A 21,679-nucleotide genomic window follows, 5' to 3' on the forward strand; every position below is an offset into this window, starting at 1 on the left:
TTCGTTCGTGGTTCCCTGCAACAGAAGGAGAGTTCTACCGTGAAGAAACTGAGCATCTTGGCTGCGGCTTTGTTGACTGCCGGCATGATGGCGGCGACGGTCCGGGCGGAGGAGGGCTGGATATCCATTCCCGTCAAGCCCGGCTTGGATGGCTGGAAGTACAAAGGCGATGCCGAAAAGAGTAAGTGGAAGGCGGGAACGGCCTCGCTCGATCCCGCAAATCCCGCGGCCTTGGCCTACAAAGAGGGCGGGGCGGAACTGGTCAACGTGGAAGGACACGGCGTGGATATCTATACCGAGCAGACGTTCGGCGACGCCGTGATCGAACTGGAAGTGATGGTCCCGAAGGGGTCCAATTCGGGCATCTACGTCATGGGCGAGTATGAGATTCAGGTCCTGGACAGTTACGGCAAGACCCAGTTGGGAATGGGCGACATGGGTGCCGTGTACAGCATGGCCGTACCCAAGGTCAACGCTAGCAAGCAACCCGGCGAATGGCAGAAGTACCACATCGAATACCGCGCGCCGAAGTTCGACGCGACGGGTAAGAAAGTTGCCAACGGCATGTTGGTCAAGGTGATTTTGAACGGCCAAGTCCTCCACGAGAACTTGGAATTGACGAGCCAAACGCCGGGCGGTGTGACCGGGAAGGAAGCACCGCGCGGACCGCTCATGTTCCAGGGCGATCACGGTCCGGTTGCGTACCGCAACATTCGGGTCAAACCGCTGGACTGAGCGAATCTCGCCGTTCGCCGATCGTGAGAGGCGCAGAACCACGCCAGAGTCGTTAGGTGCGCCAAATCGCGCTCGGAAGCGAAAAATCTCAATCCAACACAAAGGGCGAATCCGCTATGTCCTCATGGCGGATTTCGTCCACTTTTTCTTTCTTGCCCCAGCCGGCATAGAGGCGATTCGGGGCGTTGAACACCAGGCCCGGCACGTCGCTGATGTTCTTGTAGGCGTGAACCACCCCAGGCGGAATCACGGCGAGGGTGGGTTTCGACGTTCCGACGACGATCGCTAGGCGGCAACCGTACGTAGGACTATCAGGTCGGGCGTCCCAAAGATAGAGCTTGAAATCTCCAGGTCCGAAAAATGCGAAAACATCGGTTTGGTCTGCATGTTCGTGCGGACCTCTGGCAACGCCGGGGAGCGTTTCGCTGACGTAGGCCATGACGGGGTGAACCTGCGGATCAAGCTCGTCGTGGCGAAACAACTCGATCAGCCATCCCCTGGCATCGCTGAATCGGCGGAGGGGACGCAATACGACGTCGTGAATGGCGGCATCTCGATACTTCATGGAAATCCGCAATCGGTTGAGGACGGTCGGCCTACCGGTTCGTCGGTGCGGGACGTGCCGCGGGCGGAATCTCCGGCAGGGACGCATCGGCAATCGGAATGAAAAGGCCTTAGTATAGCCTACCCGCCGACCGCCGCCGAGTTCTCCGGTTCATCGGTTTTTGCCGGTTCGGCATGCGACGGCATGGGCCGTTTTTCGTAGCCCAAGTTGCGGAGTACTTCCAGAATCTCGCTACAGGTGGGAAACATGCGTCCACTGCTGCGCTTGTAGGCCTCCAAAGCTCGCATGAACTCGATTTCGTCGGCCGAATAGTCCCGTTCGCAGGTGGTGGGGTCGATCTGCCGTCGTCGGGGCACCTTCGCCCGGCGTTCGAGTTTTCGGCGCTCCACGGCGACGGGGATCTGCTTTTGCCTGCGATCTTGGCCCGATCGCCTGTCACCCACGCGTCGATCAACGGTGACGATCGCATCGCCGGCACGGGCAAGAGATTCATCGGCGACGGCAGCGGTCGCGGATTTCGCTCGGGCGGGTTTGCTCGGGGACTTTGTCCGCCCGGCGCGAACGAATACCGGAGCGCCCGGTCGCGATCGGCTTTTTTCGCGGGACGGTTGGTCTTCGGCAGCCTGCTTTTTCTGATTCGACTTCGATGCGGTCTTCTTGTCGCGAGCCACGTCCTGAATCTCCTTCCCTTGCGAATCTGCGTCGGACGTCTTTCCCGTACGGGCAGTCCCCCCACGCCTTACTCGAGACCGCGACGTTCGACGCCCGGGAACTCCCAAGAGTCGCTTCCCTCTTGGCTGAAAGCGTCCCAAGTCGGGTACGAGGTGACCATGCTGCCGCACCATTTACGGACCATTTGGCCGGGAATGCCCCCCTGATTTATGGGGCCAGGTCCACAATGCGGAAACGGCAGGGACTGCGACGGTGGTCGCCCGTGGTGGGAAACTGGTGTGATAATTGGTTCCGATTGGTCAATCTAGGAAAAATGATTGGCCAGGAAAGTATATCACACGATTAGAGCGACGCGGCGAGAAACCGGAAAAGTTTTCCCAAACCAAACACTTTTCCGTCAGCGCAAGAAGGAAAGAACAGTTCCAGTTGGGGTGTCGGATTCGCATCAACCAAGCGGAGTGGCAGATTCCTCCCGAATCCGGACAGGCGAATCTGGCGCGGAATACTCTCCGCTGGAGATAAGAGGCTAACGCTATTCGCCCTCTCGGCGAATGCCCATGGAATCGGTTACTTGGTGAAAGATTTCCCGCAACTCGCTGGGAGAAACGTCTTGCAGTTGTTTTCCACGCTTTTCCAGAGACTCGTTCACTTTGATGGCGGTCTCTTGCATCATGGCGTGCGTGTCTTGGCTTCCGCCCCAAAGGACGAAATTCTTACCACGCGTGATTCGGGTCTGGCCGTCGTCTCCATCCAAACCTACACCCACAATGCCCGCTATTTTCGACTTGCGTTTTCGGGGCTGACGGTCCGACGACTCCTCGCGCTTTTTTGCCAAGTTGCACCTCGCTGGATGTCGGGTCAGGTCCTTCGGAAAAGGTTTTTCAGGACGTTGGCTGCGGCAGAATCGGAGCTGGCGGGTTGCGGTTTCTTAAACTTGCCGGATTCCTTTTTCTGGGCCTCCGTCGTCGATGACGTCGTATCGTCCTCGTCGCTGAAGATGCTGGCCAGGGCCTTGCGAGTTTCGGGATCGACCGGCTTTTCGGGGGTATCGTGAGGCGGATTGGTGTCCGTCATCGATGACGGACGCGCACTGGGCGGAGGCACCTCGATCGTCTTCGTTTCGGCATGAGCCTCCGCTTCTTTAGAATCGTTTTCCAACCACGAATCGACGTCGAAATCGGTGGACGCCGCCTGTGCCGCGGTCCGCGTGACGGCCTCCATGACGGATTCGACCTTCGGCTTGGACGGTTTCGCCGGCGCGGCGGCGGTTCGCACCGTGAACTCCAACACGCCCACCGTGAGCGTGTCGCCGTCCTTCAGCATGATTTCCCCGCGGACTCGCTGACCGTTGACGTAGGTGCCGTTCTTAGATCCGAAATCGCGAACGGCGACGTAATCGCCCTCCACGATAATCACACAGTGATGTCGACTGACCAACTCGCTGGCAGGACGAAGCTGGCAGTCCTCGGCCCGACCGATGAAAAACTTCGGACCGGCCACCGGAATGGCCTTACCGGCAAATTTCCCGTTCGCGACGACAAGTTTCACATCCATCGCCTAACACCTTTATTCGTTCTAAGGGCAATGCGGAATCTTCCGCATGGAACCGACAGTCGACCCGGGATCGTTCACCAAAGAACGACCCCCCGGCCAAGCCGAACATCCAATGATGCCGGTTACCTGCCCCAAACGATCGGGAAAATACGCCTTCCGCCGTTCCGGTTTGCCCGTCTTGTCAGGCAATCAACTCATGGATGCGACTCGAGGTCGGCATCCGATGGGATCGGGAAGCTCGCAAAATCGGCTTCCACTGAAAAATCGACAAAGATATCACTACCCCTGTGCATCGTACCAAAGAGGGAGCCGACAGTCAAAGCATGATCCGATGTCGTAAGACTCTTTTTTCTCTTTTGCCTAAAATGCAAAACGGACAACCTAACTGGGTGGAGCTATTTAACTCTCTAGCATGGATTATCTGCCCGCGTCTGTGCGTCTTGTCGAGCGGTCCGCGGCTCTTGGTGTCTCGAGTTGCCGTGGCTGTCAATCAGGGATGACGGCGAATGGGATGCGGATTGCATTCCATGGCCGCCGCAGCGTACGTGGCCCGCTGTTGACTCCCTCATTCTTACGGGTCGTGAAGCGGGAGCGTTCGCCGTCACTCCGACGGGTTTTCCAAATAGGTGTAACCTTCCAAGCCCGACTCGTAGAACCGAAGCAACCGTCCCGCCTGCCGATCGTCGATCCACCCCCTGCGGATGGCCTCTTCCAAGCTGCTTCGCAAGCGGACGACCAGGGTGTTGGGGTCGAATTCCACGTAGGACAGGACCTCGCGGACCGAGTCGCCGTTGATCACGGTTTCCACCACGACGTCGCCATCCTCGTCCAAATCGACGTGAACGGCGTTGGTGTCTCCGAAGAGGTTGTGCAAGTCACCTAGGATTTCCTGGTAGGCACCCACCAGAAAAACACCCAGGAAATACGGTTCCCCGCGGAATTCGTGCAGCGTCAGCGTGCGTTTGACGTCGTGGCGATCGATGAAGCGATCGATCTTGCCGTCCGAATCGCAGGTGATGTCCGCCAGGATGGCTTGGTGCGTAGGCTGTTCCGTCAATCGGTGGATGGGCATGATGGGAAAGAGTTGTTTGATGGCCCAACTGTCGGGTAGCGACTGGAACAGCGAGAAATTGCAGTAGTACGTTTCGCTCAAAAGGGAATCGAGTATCTCCAGTTCCTCGGGAACGTACTCCAGTTGATGCATCATGCGGTGGATTTTGCGGCAGATCGCCCAATAGAGGTTTTCGGCGAAGGCCCGCTGCTCCAGCGACATATAGCCGTTGTTGAACAGCGTAATGCTGTTTTCCATGGCCTCTTGCGCGTCGTGGAAACTTTCCAGCAGATTGCGGACGTTCAGCGAATCGTAGGTCTGTCGCAAATCGTGAAGGGGTTGTTCGGCGTCCTCGGCAATCGCCTCGGGAAGGCCGTTTTCGCCGCGGTCCGCCACGCCTAAGACGTTGAAGATCAAAACGCTGTTATAGGAAACGACGGCGCGACCGCTTTCCGAGAAGATCGTGGGGTGCGGTACTTCCGTATCGTCGCAAACGGTCTGAATGTGGTACACCACGTCGTTAGCATACTCTTGCAGCGTGTAATTGACGCTGGATTCAAACGTCGTCTGCGAACCGTCGTAATCGACGCCCAATCCGCCGCCCACGTCGAGATACTCCAGGCCGGCCCCTTGGCGATACAGGTCGGCATAGACCCGGGCGCCTTCGGTGAGGGCGGCCTTGATGTGGCGGATGTTGGTGATCTGACTTCCCAAGTGGAAATGCAAGAGCTTGAAGCAGTCGGCCATGTCCTGCTCTTTGAGAAGCTGAAGGGCACGCAGGATCTCGCTGACGGTCAGACCGAACTTGGAACGGTAGCCCCCGGAGGACTGCCACCTACCGGAACCGGTGGCAGCCAGTTTGACCCGCACCCCGATGTTGGGCCGAACTCCGACCTCCTTGGCAAAGTGCAAGATGAGTTCCAAGTCCGTGAATTTTTCCACGACCAAGAAAATATTGCGCCCCATCTTTTGAGCGAGCATCGCCGTCTCGATGAAGCGTGCATCCTTGAATCCGTTACAAACGATGGGGGTCTCGTTATCGGCCAGGGCAATGACCGCCAACAGTTCGGGCTTGCTTCCGGCCTCCAGACCGAAGTGGTAACTGGATCCGTAGCGAAGAATTTCCTCCACCACCTGGCGCTGCTGATTGACCTTGATGGGATAGACTAGGTGGTACCCGCCCCGGTAGTCGTGTTCGGCGATGGCTTGACTGAATGCCTCCTTCAGGTCGCGAAGTCGATGCTTCAAAATGCCACCAAATCGCAAGAGCACGGGGGTTTGGAGGCCGCGGACGATCAAGCGATCCAGTAGGTGTTTCAAATCGATGGCGCGTTTCGGGTCTTTTTCCGGGTGAACGCAAACGTGTCCCGCCTGGTTGACCGAGAAGTAGCCCTTCCCCCAACTTGCGACCTCGTACAGTTCCTCGGCGTCAGCAACGGACCAACGTCGCGCCTGCAACTCGATTTGGAGCATCGATCTTCACCCCCGTTTCGTGTTTGATGGTGCAGCTAAGCCGAGGAGAAACGCCTTGAATTATCGCGACCCTTGCCGGAGGTTGGGCGGCGTCCCGATTCCGAACGAATTGCCGTGCTTTTTCGCCGGTTGTTTCCCACGGTGGAAAGAAGGTGAATTCTTTCACGGGACCGCGACGCAGTTATTATCGTATGGTATTCCTTTTCCGCCGGCTGAAAAGGGGGCAAAAGACGTGAAACCGCCGGGACTCTGTGCCGTGAGATTTCCGGAGCGGTCCACGCCGGCAAGCCGCCTTAGGTGCGTTGCGAAGTCTCGTCAGACTCGAACGTCCTTCCAACCCCCGTGGCGAACTCGCCAGACCATCAAGACCGCTCGCACGTACAAATCCGTTACCATGGCGTACCACGCCCCGACGACCCCCAAGCCCAATCCCGTAATTTGAGCCCCCAGTAGCGGCACATGGAGGGCGTCGAGGGCCAACCAGTGTGCGGCGGGCACGCGAATCCCCAGCAGGCCGATGAGGCTGAAAGCCAGCGGCCAACGGGTGTCGCCCGCCCCGCGGAGCGCGCCGCTCAGCACAATGACGAGCGTCAGCGGAGGCATGGCCACCGCGATCGTGCGGAGGAGCGGGGCCGCCGCCAAGGCGATTTCTCTTTGATGTTCTCCCAGCAGCAGCGACGCCAACGTCACCGGATAGAGGTAAAACAGCAGGCCGGCCAAACACATGAAGATTCCGCCGACCAGGCACGCCATCCAAACCGAGCGTTCGGCCTTGGCCTTGAGTCCGGCGCCCAGGTATTGGCCCGCCATGGTCGCGGCAGCCACCTGAAAGGCGGCGGCGGGGATGAACGCCAGCGACTCCACGCGAATGGCAATGCCGTGGGCCGCCGCCGCGCGATCTCCCAAGCTATTGATCACGCTAAGGAACCAGAGTTGGCTGCCGACCACGGACAGGGTATCCAAGCCGCCGGGGATGCCGATGCGGAGAACCCGCCACATCAGCCGCACATGCGGACGAAAGCCGCGGACGTTCAATCGCAAACCGTGAACCCCTCGCCACAGCATCGCGGCGACCGCGAGTCCGCCGACCGTATAACCGCAAGCCGTGCCGAAGGCGATGCCGTCCCAACCCCAACGCGGGAGCGGGCCCAGTCCGAGACAGAGGGCCCAACTCACGCTGATGTTTACGAAATTGACCACCGTCATGACCAGAAGCCCTTGCACCATGGCCCCGGCGCCTCGCAGGCAGGAAATTCCCACTGCGTTAATCATCACCATGGGCATGACGGGCATAATGTAGTGCAGGTATCGTACGGCGCATTCCGCGGACGGTCCTTTGAGTTGCAAGACCCCCACCAACCATTCGGCGAAGAGCAAGCCGAATGCGGCACCGGCGACCGCCAACAGCATGCCGATGACAAATGACTGCTGAACGGCCCGCTGCGCCACGGCGGGTTTTCGGGCGCCGACGAAACGGGCAACGAGCGCGGCCGCCCCGGTCGCCACCACGCTGAATATCGCGTAGAAGAGCCAAAGGAGGTAAGCCATCAAGTTGATGGCCGCCAAATGACGCTCCTCCAAGAAGTAACCCGTCAACGCCGTATCGGATAGTCCGACCAGCATCGCAAGCAGTTGCTCGGCAAGGACCGGCCAAGCCAGCCGAAGCAGCGGCCGAACCACGCCCGGCTCATCGATCCAATCGTTTCCCAAGTTGGACATGGATATCTCGAGTGCCGCGGCTTACGGCCGACGGGCGATTCTGACGATCTGCGAAAAAGGTCGGCCCACGGGGGAATCATCACAGAGAACGGCACGTAAGGGTTCCGCCACGGACGCTTGGGGTTGCGTCGCACCGTCTTGCGGGCTTTTGTCTCCGTCATGCCGAGCGATTGCCGGATTCACCGCCCGGGCTTGCCGATCCCTCTGTTCCGAAAGTTCCCAAAGTCGCAAGTATAACGCAAAACAAGCGCGGTGAGTTCGCCCAAAGCCGACTTCCGAACCGCGTCGTACGGAAATGTTTTCCGGCAAGGTCGAGCCGACCGGGGACGTGATGTGCCGTCAGGCGTTTTGGGTGAGGCTTCGGCCGTAGTCCGCCAGGGCCGTCTCGAAAGCATGGTAGGCCGATTCGCCGAAAAGGACGAATCGTACCAATTTCGGTCCGCCGTGCTCTCGAAGGAACTCCCCCACCGTCTTCACGGCGATCGCCGCGGCCTGAGGCAGGGGGTAGCCGTACGCACCGGCGCTCAAAGCGGGAAAGGCCACGCTGCGGCAGTTGTGTTCCATTGCCAATTCCAGAGACCGCCGATAGGCCGAAGCCAAGAGTTCGGCTTCCTGCGATTTTCCGCCCGAATACACGGGACCCACGGCGTGGATGACGTATCGGGCCGAAAGATTCCCCGCCGACGATATGACGGCGGAACCGGTAGGGCAACCGTCGGGGTAGAGTCGTCGCGTCTCTTCCATGATTTGAGGACCGCCGCGGCGATGAATGGCACCGTCCACACCGCCTCCGCCCGCCAGGCGACTGTTGGCCGCATTGACTACGGCGTCCGTCGCCTGGTCGGTGATGTCTCCTTGTACAAGTTCGACGACGCAATCGCCGATCGTCATCTTCATGACGGGCCGCTCCTTCTGTACGGATGCGGATGGATTGAAGTACGAACCCTGACCGGAGACTCAAGAAGAAGCGGGACGAATCGAGCGCCCGCCGACGTCCTCTTGCCCGTTATTGGTCGGGATGCCGGTGCGGTTCACCGGCGGGCACCCCGGCCAGTACCCATTCGCCGCGATGGACGCCCTTCAATCCCTTGAGCCGCGCGACCAGTTCGCGTATGCGGGAGGCAGGTCCTCGCAGCACGACGACTTCGAGGCATAAGTCATGCGTCAAATGCACGTGCATGGTCGAGACGACGACGTCGTGATGCTCGTGCTGCAACTCCGCCAATTGGTCGCGGAGTTGCTCGCGATGGTGGTCGTACAGCAAGGTCAGCGTCCCCGCGACGTCGTGAGCGTCTTCCAGCCAGGCGCGGCGGGTCAGCATTTCCCGCATCAGTTGGCGGACCGCCTCGCTCCGGGTCGCGAAGTGCTCTTCTCGGCAGAAATGATCGAACCGTTCGAACAGATCGCCTTCCACCGACACCGAGAAGCGAACGATTTCCGACACGGTCGGACCTCCCCTTACGCAGCTTGAAGGGCGGCAATCCGGGGCCCAAGCAACGGAAGTCGGGGCTGCCGTAAAAGCGTGGGCCGGTTCGTGCTTTTACGACGCGGACAACTCGGCCATGACTTCCTCGGGAATGTTGAAATTAGAGGACACGTTTTGCACGTCGTCGTGCTCGTCCAATTCCTCCATCAACTTGAGGACCTTTCTGGCGGTGTCGGCATCGAGATCCACGTAATCCTTGGCGATGCGGGTAATCTCGGCCGACTCGCAGGGGATTTCCGCGTTTGCCAACGCGTCGTTGACGGCAGCGAACACGCTCGGATCGCAGGTCAGCACGAATCGGTCCCCCTCGCGCTTGACGTCTTCCGCGCCCGCCTCCAGGGCCGTTTCCATGAGCTTTTCCTCGGAGACCTTGTCCGCCGCGATGACGAACAACCCCTTGGTATCGAACATCCAAGCGACGCAACCGGCGGATCCGAGTTTGCCGCCGTGAAGATCGAAACACTTGCGGATTTCAGCCGTCGTGCGGTTGCGGTTGTCCGTCAGAACGTCGCAGAGGATGGCCACGCCGTTGGGACCGTAGCCCTCATAAACGACTTCCTCCAAGGCGGCCCCTTCGATCTCACCCGTACCGCGTTTGACCGCGCGGGTGATGTTGTCCTTGGGCATACCGGCTGCCTTAGCGGCGTCAATAGCAACGCGGAGTCGGGCATTGAAGTTGGGGTCGCCGCCCCCCGTCCGCGCCGCGACGATGATCGCCTTGGAAAGTTTGCTCCAAATCTTTCCCCGCTTCGCGTCCACCGCCGCCTTTTTGTGCTTAATGCCGGCCCAGTGCGAATGACCCGCCATATCTGCGAATCCTTGCTCGTAACGGAAGTTTCTAGTGGATTGGTCCGAAACCGAAGATCGCGATCCGCCCGCGAGCGGTCGCGCGGAAGGGCCTTGGATGCCTACCCTGCGAGTCTGCGGCTGTTCGAGGATCGTCGAAATCGCCGCCGACGCAAACCCAATCATTAATATAGCAAAGTTCGGGCCGGGCGCTGATGACCGGCGCCGAGAATAGCGAAGGAAGGCTCCGTCGGCGGAACGGCGACAATGAAGAGGGGGCCGTTTCGGTCGATCCGCGGTCAGGTCCGGTAATCGGCGTTCAGACGCACGTATTCCGGGGTCAAGTCCGTCGTCCAAAAGCGACCCATCGCGGTTCCCTCTGAGAAGACAAGCTTGATATGGGTATCCTTTTCCGCCCGGATGGCCGCGGAAACCTCAGCGTCGTCGAAGTCCACGGGTGAACCGTCGCGATAGAGGAGGTGCCCATTGATGTACAATTCCACCTTCATGGGGTCGAAGTTCACGCCGGCGTAGCCCGCCGCGGAGATGATGCGTCCCCAATTGGGGTCGGCACCGTGAACCGCCGCCTTGACGAGGGGACTATTGGCGATGGATCGCGCGATGCGCAGTGCGTCGTCGCGAGTGCGGCAGCCTTCGACCTCGATGATGACGAGGTGGGTCGCTCCTTCGCCGTCGGCAGGGATCATCCGCGCCAATTCTCCGCACAGTTCGTGCAATTCGCGGGTGAATTCCTCCAGAAGATCGCCGCTCAAGGGCGGACCGCCGGAGGCCCCGTTTGCCAGCAACAGCACCGTATCGTTGGTGCTCATGTGGCCGTCCACGTTGATACAGTTGAACGTATCGTCCACGACCTCACGGAGGATCCGTTGGGCCGTTTGGGGATCGATTGCGGCATCGGTAAAGACGACGCCGAGCATGGTGGCCAAGTTCGGTCCCATCATGGCGGCGCCCTTCACCATCCCGGTGAGTTGGACCTCGCGCCGCGCCAGGGAAATGGTGCGTCCGGCCAATTTATAGACGGTGTCGGTGGTCATCATGCCCCGGGCCGCCAGAATCAACGCCTCCTCGTCGTTTCCCAACCGGGCGGCGGCCAATTCGATGCCGTGGGCGATCTTGTCCATGGGCAAATAGACGCCGATCACGCCCGTGGACATCACCAGCACTTGATCCTCCTCGACGCCGACGGCGCGGGCGGCCAGACGTGCCATGTGCCGGGCGTCTTCCAGTCCCCGATCGCCGGTGCATGCGTTGGCGTTGCCGGAGTTGACCACGACGACGCGGATGCGATCGCTCGGAGTCCGTTCGCGGTCCAACCGGACGGGAGCGGCGCAGACCAGATTCTGCGTGTAGACCCCCGCCGCGGAGGCGTTGGATTCCGACACGATCAGCGTCAAATCCGGCTTACGGAGATCCCGTTTCAGACCGCAATGCACGCCGGAAACGAGATATCCTTTAGGTACGCGAACCGACATGGTCATTCTCTCCTCGACATACCGCGGTCGGCGCCGTGGGAAATCAGTTCCAGGACGGAAAACGGGGCTTAAAGGGCCGTCGTTTCCGAATATCCGAACATCAGATTAAAATTTTGGACGGCGGCCCCCGCCGCGCCTTTGATCAGGTTGTCGATACAACTGATGGTAACGACCCGCCCCCGCACAATGCGCGCCGTAATATGGCACGCGTTGGTGCCCAGCGTGTCCTTCGTGCCCGGCAAACGATCGACGACTTGCACGAACGGTTCGTCCTTGTAGAACTCGCGCAGACAGTCCAAAACCGCTTCTTCCGAAACGTCGCCCTGCGGACGCGAGTAAGTCGTACTAAGGATTCCGCGATCCATGGGAATCAAATGGGGCGTGAAAATGATCGACGTGGTTCGCCCGCCGAATTCGGAGAGGATACGGTCGATCTCCGGCACGTGACGGTGCCGACCGACGCCGTAGGCCGAAACGCTTTCATTGCACTCGGGGAAATGCGTCGTCAGTTTCGGCGACCGCCCCGCTCCCGACACTCCGCTCTTGGAGTCGACCACGATATCCTCGGCGGAGATCAACCCCGCCTTGAGGAGCGGGCTGAGAGCCAGAATCACCGAGGTGGGGTAGCAACCGGGGTTGGCCACCAACTCCGCGTCCCGGATCCGGTCGCGAAAAAGCTCCGGCAAACCGTAGGGCACAACGCCCAATCGTTCGGGATCGGGGTGCTTGTGCCCGTACCACTCTTGATACACGTCCGCCGATGCCAAGCGATAGTCGGCGGAAAAATCGACGACTCGGGCGCCGCCGCGTAATAGCTCGGGAATCACCTCCGCCGAGGCCCCGTGCGGCAGGCAACCGAAAACGCATTCCGCGCGGGCCGAAATTTCGGCCGGGCTGAGATTTTGAAGCGGCAAGTCCAGCTTTCCGGTCAAGGAAGGGTGAATCGACGAAATGGGCGCCGTCTCTTGGCGACTGGTAACCGCCACGATCTCCACGTGCGGATGCCGCAAGAGGATTTTAATCAATTCGAGGGCTGTGTAGCCCGTGGCCCCCATGATTGCGACGCGTGTTGCCATTTCTCGATTCTCGATTTTCTCAATAATCCGGAGGGCCGGAAAACTATTGACGTCAAACGGCGGATGCCGCGTTCTCCCCCGAACGCCCGTTCATTTTGGTGCGTGAATCGCGCGGCTCATACGATGCCAAATTCACTGGGGCAATCAGGCCGCGACCCCATGATTTCGCCGTTTCACCGCGACTACCCCCCCTTGCAAGGGACGCCTATCCGCCTCTCCCGCTTGAGACTTCATGAGGTTGCGACAATTTCCGAGCGAAATAAGGAAAGCGACCCGCCACGCCCCCTTGGTTTGCCGTGCCGCTTGGGTCAACCTTGAAATATACGACGGCATTCCCGTTCACCACAAGGGGCGATCGATTCACCCGGTCGGCCTCGCTGGTCGCATTGTTTGTACGGACCGGGGATTTTGTTGTCCGGTCCATCCAACCGCAAACGTTTTGCCCTCCGACAACGCCATGCTGGACGACCAAGAGAAGGCTCTGTTGCGGACTTGGGATCGCACCACCTATTGGCACGCCTTTACGCAAATGGCGGAGTACGATCCGTTGATCATCGAGCGGGCCGAAGGGTGCCGCCTCTGGGACATCGACGGGCGTGAGTACATCGACGGCGTTGCCAGTCTATGGTGCAACGTTCACGGGCATCACCACCCCGTTTTGGATGCAGCGCTGCGGGAACAGCTCGAAAAAGTGGCACACGTTACCTCTCTAGGATGCTCTAATCCCACCACAATCAGGTTGGCGAAGCGATTGGTCGATTTGACGCCGGACGGGCTGAATCACGTCTTCTTTTCGGACAGCGGAGCGACTGCCGTCGAGGTGGCGATCAAGATCGCCTTTCAGTTCTGGCGGCAATGCCCCGATCCGCGACCGCGCAAGACCTTGTACGCGGCTTTGGGCGATGCCTACCACGGCGATACGCTCGGGGCGGTCAGCGTGGGGGGCGTGGATCGGTTCAACGCCGTCTTCCAGCCTTTGCTGTTCGAGGTTCGCCGCCTGCCTTGCCCCGACACCTATCGCCCGCCGGAGTGTGCTTCGCGAGACCTGACCGATTTCTATCTATCGCAGGCCGAGGAGTTGTTCCGCCGCGAGGGCGACCGTATCGCGGCCTTCATCGTGGAGCCTTTGATGCAGTGCGCGGCGGGGATGGTGGCTCATCCGCCGGGTTATCTGCGAGGAATCCGGGAATTGACGCGGAGGTATGAGATTCTTCTGATTGCCGACGAAGTGGCGGTCGGTTTCGGGCGGACCGGCACCATGTTCGCCTGCGAGCAAGAGGACGTATCTCCGGATTTTCTTTGCCTCGGCAAAGGCATCACGGGCGGATATTTGCCCGTCGCCGCGACACTCACGACCGACGCCGTCTACGATGCCTTTCTGGGGGATTACGCGTCGCTCCGCACGTTCTTCCACGGACACACCTACGGGGGAAATCCGCTCGGTTGTGCCGTCGCTTTGGCGAATCTGGACGTATTCGAGCGGGAGAAGACGCTGGAAAAGTTGCCCGCGAAAATGCAGCGACTGCAAGCCCACCTGCGGCGAATCGCGGAGCGACCTCATGTCGGTAGCGTGCGACAGGTGGGCTTGATGGCGGGCGTGGAATTGGTCCGCGACCGCGCGGCAAAGGAGCCTTACCCGTGGACGGAACGCCGCGGTTGGAAGGTCTGCCAAGTGGCACGGGAATTGGGTGTGTTTCTGCGCCCTTTAGGAGATGTCGTGGTCATCTTCCCCCCGCTGGCAATCTCCCTCGAAGAGCTGGATCGCATCGGCGAGGCGGTGGAAGTTGGCATCCGTCGCGTTACGGAGGAGGGCGGGTGACGGTGCCACGTTCGGGATGGCTTCCGACGCGACGATCGCCGCGCTGATGCCGGCAAGTTTCGAACCCGGACCAAATCGACTCAGGCCGCGCGGTTTTCCGGACAACCGACGTCGTGCCCCGTCGCCGCCGATTCCCGGGCGGTCTTCGGTTGGGTCTTCCAGCGGCGATGGATCCACCAGTATTGCTCGGGCGCCGAGCGGACGATCGCTTCCAACTCGGATGTATACCAGCGAGTGATGTGCTCCACGGCAGCGCGGGGAGGGAGGCCGGCCAACTCTCTAGGGTCCAGCAGGGCTTGCATGCCCATTTCGAACTTCAGGGGTTGGCCCAGACGCTTGACGTAAACGACGGCGAGCGGGGCGTCGTATTCCAAAGACAACAAGGCCAGAGCCTTGTAGGTCGAAGCGGGACGCCCGAAAAAGGGTACGAAGCAGCCCTTTCGACCGGCGTCCTGATCAGCCAGCAGAGTGAGCGTTCCACCGCGCTCGAGGGTTTCCTCGATTTGGCGGTGCCCACCGTTCTTGGGAATAATAAACTGGCCGGTCGCGCCTCGAAAGCGGTTGACAAAGCGGTCCAGGAATCGGTTGTCGAGGGTCCGCGCGACGGTGTGCGTCGGAAATCCGAGCATCCCCAACAAATAGCCGCCCAGTTCGAAATTGCCGAAATGTCCCGTCACGAGGATCACGGGGCGGTCCTCCAGCAATAACTTCACCAAGGGGCGGACCTCATTCAAGTGGATGAATCTCCGCCAGTTCGTTTCGTGAATGACTCGCGAGGAATGCGCGATTTCGAACACCATCAAGAAAAGGTGTTCCCACATGCGGCGAATGGTGTCGGCGATTACCCGGGGCGATGATCCCGGGAAAGCGGTCGCGAGGTTTTCCTCGGCAACCCGGCGGCGGATGTGCAGTACGTCGGCAAAGAGCCATGCCAACCCTTTGGCGAGCGACGCGAGGATGGACAGCGGAATCGCCTGGACGATGAGGATCAACGTCCGAACGACAAGATAAACGAGATAATCGATGACCGTCCGCGAGAGGCGCACGGCAGAACCTCCGTGAATGCCAATCCGTTAGCGATTCCGTGCGATGGGACGCAGCGCGACCTCACCACCCTCCACAGCATAACCAACGCCGGGAGTAGCGAACAAGGGCGGTTTCGCGGCCGCGTTCCGGTCGTGGGACCGGTGGACGATCACACGTCGCAGATGTGGATCGCCCTTTCGAGCGATTCCAGCGGGTTAGGATTCTTGGGAACGAACTCTTGCCCGACAAAACCCTTGTATCCCGTCTCGACGATCGCCCGCATTACGGCAGGATAGTAGATTTCCTGCGTTTGGTCGATTTCGTTCCGTCCCGGGTTTCCGCCGGTGTGGAAGTGGGCAATGTACTGGATGTTCTCGCGGATGGTCCGAATGAGATCGCCTTCCATGATTTGCATGTGATAAATGTCGTAGAGAAGCTTTAGATTCTCGGAGCCGACCGCCTTGCACAACCGGGCACCCCAGGCCGTGTGATCGCACATGTAGTTGGGGTGATTGACCTTGCTATTCAGCAATTCCATGACCAACACCACCTTGTGCTTTTCGGCCAGGGGCAGAATGCGCTTCAGTCCGACGACGCAGTTTTGCAGGCCTTGTTCGTCGTCTAGGCCCGGTTCCCTGTTTCCGGAGAAGCAAATCAGATTGGTTAATCCGGCTTCTGCGACCAAGGGGATCATCTTTTCGTATTGGGCCGCCAACTCGTCGTGGTTTTCGAGCTTGTTGAAGCCCTTTTCGATCCGTGTGCCGGACGAACACATGGCGCAGGTCAAGCCGTGATCCAGGACGGTCTTCCAATCGTTCGGGCCGAGCAACTCGATGGATTGGATACCGATTTTCTTGCTGAATTCGCACAGTTCATCGAGCGGAATCTTACCGTAGCACCAGCGACTCACCGAATGCCGGATGTTGCCCTTGAGTCCTCCCTGGGTTTGTTCGGCCACGACATGAGGACCCCGCAGTCCCGCCGTTGCCGCCACACCTGCCGCCATAGCTCCCAACGCCGTTCGCCGTGACACGGAATCTCGCATCTGTCGTGCTCCTCTGGTAGGTCTTTTTCGGGATCGCAACGCTCCGGGGAGACGCTGGGCACCCCACCCGAAACTGGCTCGCCCTTTCCCAAGGCTTCGATGGACTCGCCTTGAAAGCGATTAAAAGCCGTGCCTCATTTTAACGCACTCATGTCCGCAAAGCGAGAAACCCGCGCGAAATCAGACGAGCCTGAGTCTCGGCCTTGGGAACCGCACGTCGTCGGCCCGGCCATTTGCGCCGCGGTGTTTCGGCATGAAAATCCTCCGGTAGGAGAACACGAAAGCGAGGTTTGGGTAAAGTTTTCCGATTAGATCAACGATAACAACAGAGCGCAGTATCAGTATGCCCTGACTTCTCACCCGCACGAAGGGCGTTCGAGATCGTGATGAGGTCGCTTCTTCCCGACGATTTTCCCGGCATTGTTCAGAGCATTCGCGAGGGCGCGGCCGAGATTGCCGGTGCATTCCTTCGCGGAATCGATGTCGCGGTACGGATTCAAGATTCCGCCGTGAAGATATTGGAAACGGTCGAACTGCCCCGCGTCGCCGGTCCGGGATTGCAGATATTTCTCGGCACGGGCGCCGAGGGAGAGGGTGCGATTCTTTGGACGCCGCTTCCCCCGGAGACCCAACCAAGCTGGCTGGAATCCCCCGATGCAACCGGCGAGTCGCGTCTGGCCACGCTAGCCCAGGAGCTAAGTGTGCTTCTATTGCCCGCGGATTGTTCGGGCGAGAAACTGGAAACGCGGTTCCAGGCCGATCTGGCCGGAACCGCTTCCCGTTGGGCTACAGGGGAAGCCACGCGAATCCTAGAGATTCCGTGCGAAATCACTTCGGGCGAGCAATCTTTCGCCGTCTGTTGGTATTTCGTCGGACCGGTCCAATCTTCCGTCGCCGAAACTGCCGGGCAACCCTCAGGGGAGGACACCGGGGCGGCGTCCGGCACCGCCGCGGTCGCCGGTACTAAGGCAGCGACTCCCGCACGCTCCGCGCCCGCGGCCTCCCCGGTCGAGGGACGAAGCGCGCATCCTGCATCTCAGCACGATCGGGGCCCCGCAGCCCAAAAAGCGGAGCCGCGCTCGGTCCGCGATCTGCCCCTCATTACCCGAAGCCTGCTGCGGATCCGGGTGCCCGTTCAGGTGACCCTGGCCGAGACGCGACGCCCGCTGAGCGAAGTCCTCCAATTCGCGCCCGGGGTGATTATCCAGTTCAACAAATCGTGCGACGAACCCTTGGAACTGCAAATCAACGGCCGGACGGTCGCCGTGGGAGAGGCGGTCAAAGTGGGCGACAAATTTGGGTTGCGTATCACCAAGATGACCCCGCCGCCCGAGCGATATATTCGGCTAGCCCCTCCGGCAAAAAAACAACCGTTGCCGTCGCACTCTTCTTAAGACCAATCTTCCTCCTTTGGGACTTCGGAAACCCGAACCGATCGGCCCGTTGCTTCCGATTCGTTCAGCTAGTCGATTTCCATTTCGGCTTCCTCGCCTGCCAGGGTGTCTGATCGTCCGGCGCACCGCAGGGTTCCCCGTTTCTTCGCAGGAAGCGGCGACCGCGGCCCGCCGGCCCTCACGAGCCATGGAACTACCCTGATCGGGTTGGACGGAGTAGGATAACGGAAATCTAGGGGAAATCGCGGCTTATTGCATGGCGGTTGCCCAGCTTGTGAGCGGTCGTCGACGGAGTTGCCGAGCAGTTCCGTCTCGATGCCCTCGTTGCCGGCTGGCCGCATCGGCCTGGAATCAATTTGGACGGAAAGATATGGCTGAAAAGAAACAACTCGGTGCTTTCGGCGCTCGCGCGGAAATCGACACAAGTTTGGGCAAAATGGGTATTTATCGGCTGCGGCGATTGGAAGAGCTGGGGCTGACCCGATTGGACCGGCTGCCGTTTTCCATTCGGGTGCTATTGGAATCGGTGTTGCGCCATTGCGACGGTTTTGCGGTCACGGAAGATGACGTTCGGTGCCTCGCGGGCTGGGCGGATTCTCGCGGGCAAGACGGAAAAGATATTCCCTTCAAACCCGCCCGGGTCTTGCTGCAAGACTTCACCGGCGTTCCCGCCATCGTGGATTTGGCGGCCATGCGTTCCGCCGTCGCTCGATTGGGCGGCGATCCGAAGCGGATCAATCCGCTCATTCCCGCGGACCTGGTGATCGACCATTCGGTGCAGGTCGATTTCTTCGGCGACGCCGACGCCCTCCGGCGTAATGTGGAACTGGAGTTTCAACGCAATCGCGAACGCTACGAATTCCTCCGTTGGGGGCAAGAAAGCTTCGATAACCTTCGGGTCGTGCCGCCGTCGGTGGGCATCATCCACCAGGTGAATTTGGAATACTTGGCTCAGTGCGTTTTCGTGGGGAAGGATGCGGGCGGAGACGTCGCCTATCCCGATACGCTCGTCGGCACCGATAGCCACACTACCATGATCAACGCGTTGGGAGTGCTGGGCTGGGGAGTCGGCGGCATCGAGGCCGAGGCGGCGATGCTGGGGCAACCGCTTTCCATGCCCGCCCCGGAAGTCATCGCCCTGGAATTGACCGGTATACTGCGACCGGGAGTGACCGCCACGGATCTGGTGCTCAGCGTCACCGAATTGTTGCGGCGCGAAGGCGTGGTGGGCAAGTTCGTGGAGTATTGCGGCGACGGAGTCGAACGGATGCCGGTGGCGGACCGCGCCGTGCTGGCCAACATGGCTCCGGAGTACGGGGCCACGATGGGGTTCTTTCCCATCGACGCTCGCACGCTGGAATACCTCGCACAAACAGGGCGGAGCGAGTCGCACGTGGCGATGGTCGAACAATATTGCAAAGAGCAAGGCCTGTTCCGCGAAGCGAACGCTCCCTTGCCGGACTACACCAAGGTGTTGCGACTGGATTTGGCCGCCGTGGAACCGTGTTTGGCCGGGCCGAAGCGTCCGCAGGATCGCGTCCCCTTGAGCGAGGTTTCGATCCGGTTTCGCAATACCCTGACGCAACCCACCCAAAGCCGAGGTTTCGGCTTGGCGGCGACGGACGTGGATCGCAAGGCCGCCGTGGCGGTGAACGGTTCCCAGTACGAACTGCGACACGGTGCCGTGGTTTTGGCCGCGATCACCAGTTGCACCAACACCAGCAATCCTACCCTCATGGTGATGGCGGGGATTTTGGCGAAAAAGGCCTTGGCACGCGGACTGCGGGTGCCGCCTTTCGTGAAGACCAGCCTGGCCCCGGGTTCGCGCGTCGTGAATCGTTACTTGGCCGCTGCGGGCTTGGAAGACGCGCTTGCGGCCTTGGGTTTCGCCACGGTCGGCTACGGTTGCACGACCTGCATCGGAAACAGCGGTCCGCTTCCCGAACCCGTCGCGAAGGCCGTTCGTGAAGGCGAACTGATTGCGGCCGCCGTTTTGAGCGGCAACCGCAACTTCGAAGGCCGCATCAATCCTTTGGTCAAAGCCAATTACTTGGCCTCGCCGCCGCTGGTCGTGGCCTTTGCCTTGGCGGGCACGGTGGGAATCGACCTCACACGGGAACCGTTGGGCAAGGATGCCTCGGGGCGCGACGTTTTTCTGCGAGATATTTGGCCGAGCGAAGAAGAGACTGCCGCCGTGCTTCGCGACGCCATGTCGCCCGAGGTCTTCCGCCGCTGCTACGCGGAAGTCTTTTCCGGCAACCCCATGTGGAACTCGCTGCCGTTGAAAAAGAGCGAGCTGTTCGATTGGTCGGAGGAAAGCACGTACATCCACGAACCGCCGTTTTTCAAGGACCTGACTTTGGATCCGCTGCCGCCGCAGGCGATCCGCGATGCCCGAGTATTGCTGGCGCTGGGCGATTCCGTCACGACGGACCACATTTCGCCCGCCGGAAACATCGCCAAGGACAGTCCGGCGGGCCGATACCTCATAAGCCGCGGGGTGCCGCCCGAGGAATTCAATAGTTACGGTGCGCGGAGGGGTAACGACCAGGTCATGGTCCGGGGAACGTTCGCCAACATCCGATTGCGTAATCTCTTGCTTCCCGGAACGGAGGGCGGCGTTACCAAGTATTTCCCGACGGGCGAAACGCTCTCGGTGTACGACGCGGCCATGCGCTACCAGGAGCAGGGAATCCCCACCGTCGTTTTGGCGGGAGCCGAATACGGCACCGGCAGCAGTCGGGATTGGGCGGCCAAAGGGACCGCCATGCTGGGTATTCGGGCGGTCTTGGCGCAAAGCTACGAGCGCATCCACCGCAGCAATCTCGTCGGCATGGGGGTCTTGCCGCTGCAATTCACCGACGGCGCCACGTGGCAATCGTTGGGACTGCAAGGGGACGAGACATTCCACATTCCACTGTCGCCGGAGGATATTCGCCCTCGCTGCGAGATCACGGTCGAGGCCGTCTCTCCGGAAAAAGGAACGATAAGATTCCCGGTGCGGGTGCGAATCGACACGCCGGCCGAGGTGGAATACTATCGGAACGGCGGCATTCTGCCGATGGTCGTTCGCAAACTCGTGCGGTGACGGCCTGTGCGGCGAGTTACGACCGGGCGTCCTCGGACGCGGTTCGCCTCGCATTCAGCGACCGAGAAACGGCAAGCCCGCTCCGCGAAAAGTGTGGCGCACGCCGTGGCGGCTCGCCGCGGTCGAATCGCAAACCGGGCGTCAATTGCCGCGTGCCGGACTCCGTGACCGTAACCACGAAATCGTTGGACTCCGTCAATCGGGCCAGGAGGCGGGCGGCATCTTCCGTCCGCAAGGCTTCCGGTCGCAATTCGTAAACGAGTGCGCCCAAGAGCGATTCCCCCACCATTTCCGAGATGCACAGCAGGCCCATGCGATCCGGACGCCATTCCGGCGGCCAATCATCTTGCTTCAGCCACGAACAGGCGAAATCGCGACAGAGGGAGGGGCGCGAGGGATAAACCGAACACCCGCGCGCTCCCAACAAGGGGCAGGGTTCGCACTCTCTTTTAGGAAGGTTGCCAACGACTCCGGCAGGGATTGCCAAGCGAACGCAGCAAGCGTTGCAGTCGCCGCACGCTCGGGGCGCGTCGTCGCAGACTTCGCCGCCTGCCGGGGGTTGCCTGGTTCGATCCGTCTTGAAGGCTTGCTCGTCGTCCATGGCAAGATCGTTCGTCGGGCGTACGGGGGCGACCGGCACAACCCGCGTAGGTCGTACAATCGGAGCAATCCGTTCCAGGTTCGCAGCATCCATCCC

General features: G+C 60.4%; 18 protein-coding genes. 4 read left to right on the top strand and 14 right to left on the bottom strand.

Annotated elements, in window-relative coordinates:
- The first annotated feature begins 39 nt into the window (after positions 1 to 39).
- The gene (locus ACYQ6J_RS09740; RefSeq protein ID WP_460183988.1) at positions 40 to 735 is read left to right on the top strand and encodes a 3-keto-disaccharide hydrolase; all 696 of its coding nucleotides are present in this window, start codon (positions 40 to 42) and stop codon (positions 733 to 735) included.
- A gap of 88 nt (positions 736 to 823) precedes the next feature.
- Here ACYQ6J_RS09740 and ACYQ6J_RS09745 read toward each other — a convergent pair whose 3' ends face one another.
- The 11 genes from ACYQ6J_RS09745 to argC form a co-directional block, all read right to left on the bottom strand.
- Positions 824 to 1,300 carry a dTDP-4-dehydrorhamnose 3,5-epimerase family protein gene (locus ACYQ6J_RS09745; RefSeq protein WP_460183989.1) on the bottom strand — a complete coding sequence of 159 codons (477 nt, stop codon included), beginning with the start codon at positions 1,298 to 1,300 and terminating at the stop codon, positions 824 to 826.
- 119 nt (positions 1,301 to 1,419) lie between these two features.
- Positions 1,420 to 1,971: a hypothetical protein gene (locus ACYQ6J_RS09750; protein WP_460183990.1), complete on the bottom strand. Its 552-nt coding sequence runs from the start codon at positions 1,969 to 1,971 to the stop codon at positions 1,420 to 1,422.
- A 533-nt stretch (positions 1,972 to 2,504) separates the two neighbouring features.
- A complete protein-coding gene (locus tag ACYQ6J_RS09755; RefSeq protein ID WP_460183991.1) occupies positions 2,505 to 2,807 on the bottom strand; it encodes a hypothetical protein in 303 nt (100 codons plus the stop codon).
- 23 nt (positions 2,808 to 2,830) lie between these two features.
- A complete protein-coding gene (locus tag ACYQ6J_RS09760; protein WP_460183992.1) occupies positions 2,831 to 3,526 on the bottom strand; it encodes an FHA domain-containing protein in 696 nt (231 codons plus the stop codon).
- A 601-nt stretch (positions 3,527 to 4,127) separates the two neighbouring features.
- Positions 4,128 to 6,050, bottom strand: a complete 1,923-nt coding sequence (speA, locus tag ACYQ6J_RS09765) for a biosynthetic arginine decarboxylase (RefSeq protein ID WP_460183993.1) — start codon at positions 6,048 to 6,050, stop codon at positions 4,128 to 4,130.
- 315 nt (positions 6,051 to 6,365) lie between these two features.
- Positions 6,366 to 7,769 (bottom strand): MATE family efflux transporter, encoded by a 1,404-nt coding sequence (locus ACYQ6J_RS09770; protein WP_460183994.1) that lies wholly within the window; start codon positions 7,767 to 7,769, stop codon positions 6,366 to 6,368.
- Positions 7,770 to 8,108: 339 nt separating this feature from the next.
- Entirely contained in the window at positions 8,109 to 8,666 is a 558-nt protein-coding gene (locus ACYQ6J_RS09775) for an O-acetyl-ADP-ribose deacetylase (protein WP_460183995.1), read from the bottom strand.
- 109 nt (positions 8,667 to 8,775) lie between these two features.
- Positions 8,776 to 9,213 (bottom strand): nickel-responsive transcriptional regulator NikR, encoded by a 438-nt coding sequence (gene nikR / locus ACYQ6J_RS09780; protein WP_460183996.1) that lies wholly within the window; start codon positions 9,211 to 9,213, stop codon positions 8,776 to 8,778.
- Positions 9,214 to 9,309: 96 nt separating this feature from the next.
- Positions 9,310 to 10,062 carry a YebC/PmpR family DNA-binding transcriptional regulator gene (locus tag ACYQ6J_RS09785; protein ID WP_460183997.1) on the bottom strand — a complete coding sequence of 251 codons (753 nt, stop codon included), beginning with the start codon at positions 10,060 to 10,062 and terminating at the stop codon, positions 9,310 to 9,312.
- Between the two features lie 278 nt (positions 10,063 to 10,340).
- The gene (argJ, locus tag ACYQ6J_RS09790; RefSeq protein WP_460183998.1) at positions 10,341 to 11,534 is read right to left on the bottom strand and encodes a bifunctional glutamate N-acetyltransferase/amino-acid acetyltransferase ArgJ; all 1,194 of its coding nucleotides are present in this window, start codon (positions 11,532 to 11,534) and stop codon (positions 10,341 to 10,343) included.
- A gap of 68 nt (positions 11,535 to 11,602) precedes the next feature.
- Positions 11,603 to 12,610, bottom strand: coding sequence for an N-acetyl-gamma-glutamyl-phosphate reductase (argC, locus tag ACYQ6J_RS09795; RefSeq protein ID WP_460183999.1), 1,008 nt, complete (start codon positions 12,608 to 12,610; stop codon positions 11,603 to 11,605).
- A gap of 457 nt (positions 12,611 to 13,067) precedes the next feature.
- Between argC and bioA the strand changes: the two genes are divergently transcribed.
- On the top strand, positions 13,068 to 14,429 hold the full coding sequence (gene bioA, locus ACYQ6J_RS09800) for an adenosylmethionine--8-amino-7-oxononanoate transaminase (RefSeq protein WP_460184000.1): 1,362 nt from the start codon (positions 13,068 to 13,070) through the stop codon (positions 14,427 to 14,429).
- 80 nt (positions 14,430 to 14,509) lie between these two features.
- On the opposite strand, the gene ACYQ6J_RS09805 is transcribed toward bioA, so the two are convergent.
- Together ACYQ6J_RS09805 and ACYQ6J_RS09810 are read right to left on the bottom strand one after the other, a co-directional pair.
- Positions 14,510 to 15,475 (bottom strand): lysophospholipid acyltransferase family protein, encoded by a 966-nt coding sequence (locus ACYQ6J_RS09805; RefSeq protein WP_460184001.1) that lies wholly within the window; start codon positions 15,473 to 15,475, stop codon positions 14,510 to 14,512.
- A 149-nt stretch (positions 15,476 to 15,624) separates the two neighbouring features.
- Positions 15,625 to 16,500: a hydroxypyruvate isomerase family protein gene (locus ACYQ6J_RS09810; protein WP_460184002.1), complete on the bottom strand. Its 876-nt coding sequence runs from the start codon at positions 16,498 to 16,500 to the stop codon at positions 15,625 to 15,627.
- 386 nt (positions 16,501 to 16,886) lie between these two features.
- On the opposite strand from ACYQ6J_RS09810, the gene ACYQ6J_RS09815 reads away from it, so the two are divergent.
- Entirely contained in the window at positions 16,887 to 17,894 is a 1,008-nt protein-coding gene (locus ACYQ6J_RS09815) for a FliM/FliN family flagellar motor switch protein (protein ID WP_460184003.1), read from the top strand.
- Between the two features lie 370 nt (positions 17,895 to 18,264).
- Complete coding sequence (acnA, locus tag ACYQ6J_RS09820; RefSeq protein ID WP_460184004.1) at positions 18,265 to 20,982, top strand: aconitate hydratase AcnA; 2,718 nt, start codon at positions 18,265 to 18,267, stop codon at positions 20,980 to 20,982.
- 16 nt (positions 20,983 to 20,998) lie between these two features.
- On the opposite strand, the gene ACYQ6J_RS09825 is transcribed toward acnA, so the two are convergent.
- Positions 20,999 to 21,583 (bottom strand): YkgJ family cysteine cluster protein, encoded by a 585-nt coding sequence (locus ACYQ6J_RS09825; protein ID WP_460184005.1) that lies wholly within the window; start codon positions 21,581 to 21,583, stop codon positions 20,999 to 21,001.
- Between the last annotated feature and the right edge of the window lie 96 nt (positions 21,584 to 21,679).

Source organism: Thermopirellula anaerolimosa, from assembly GCF_054657335.1.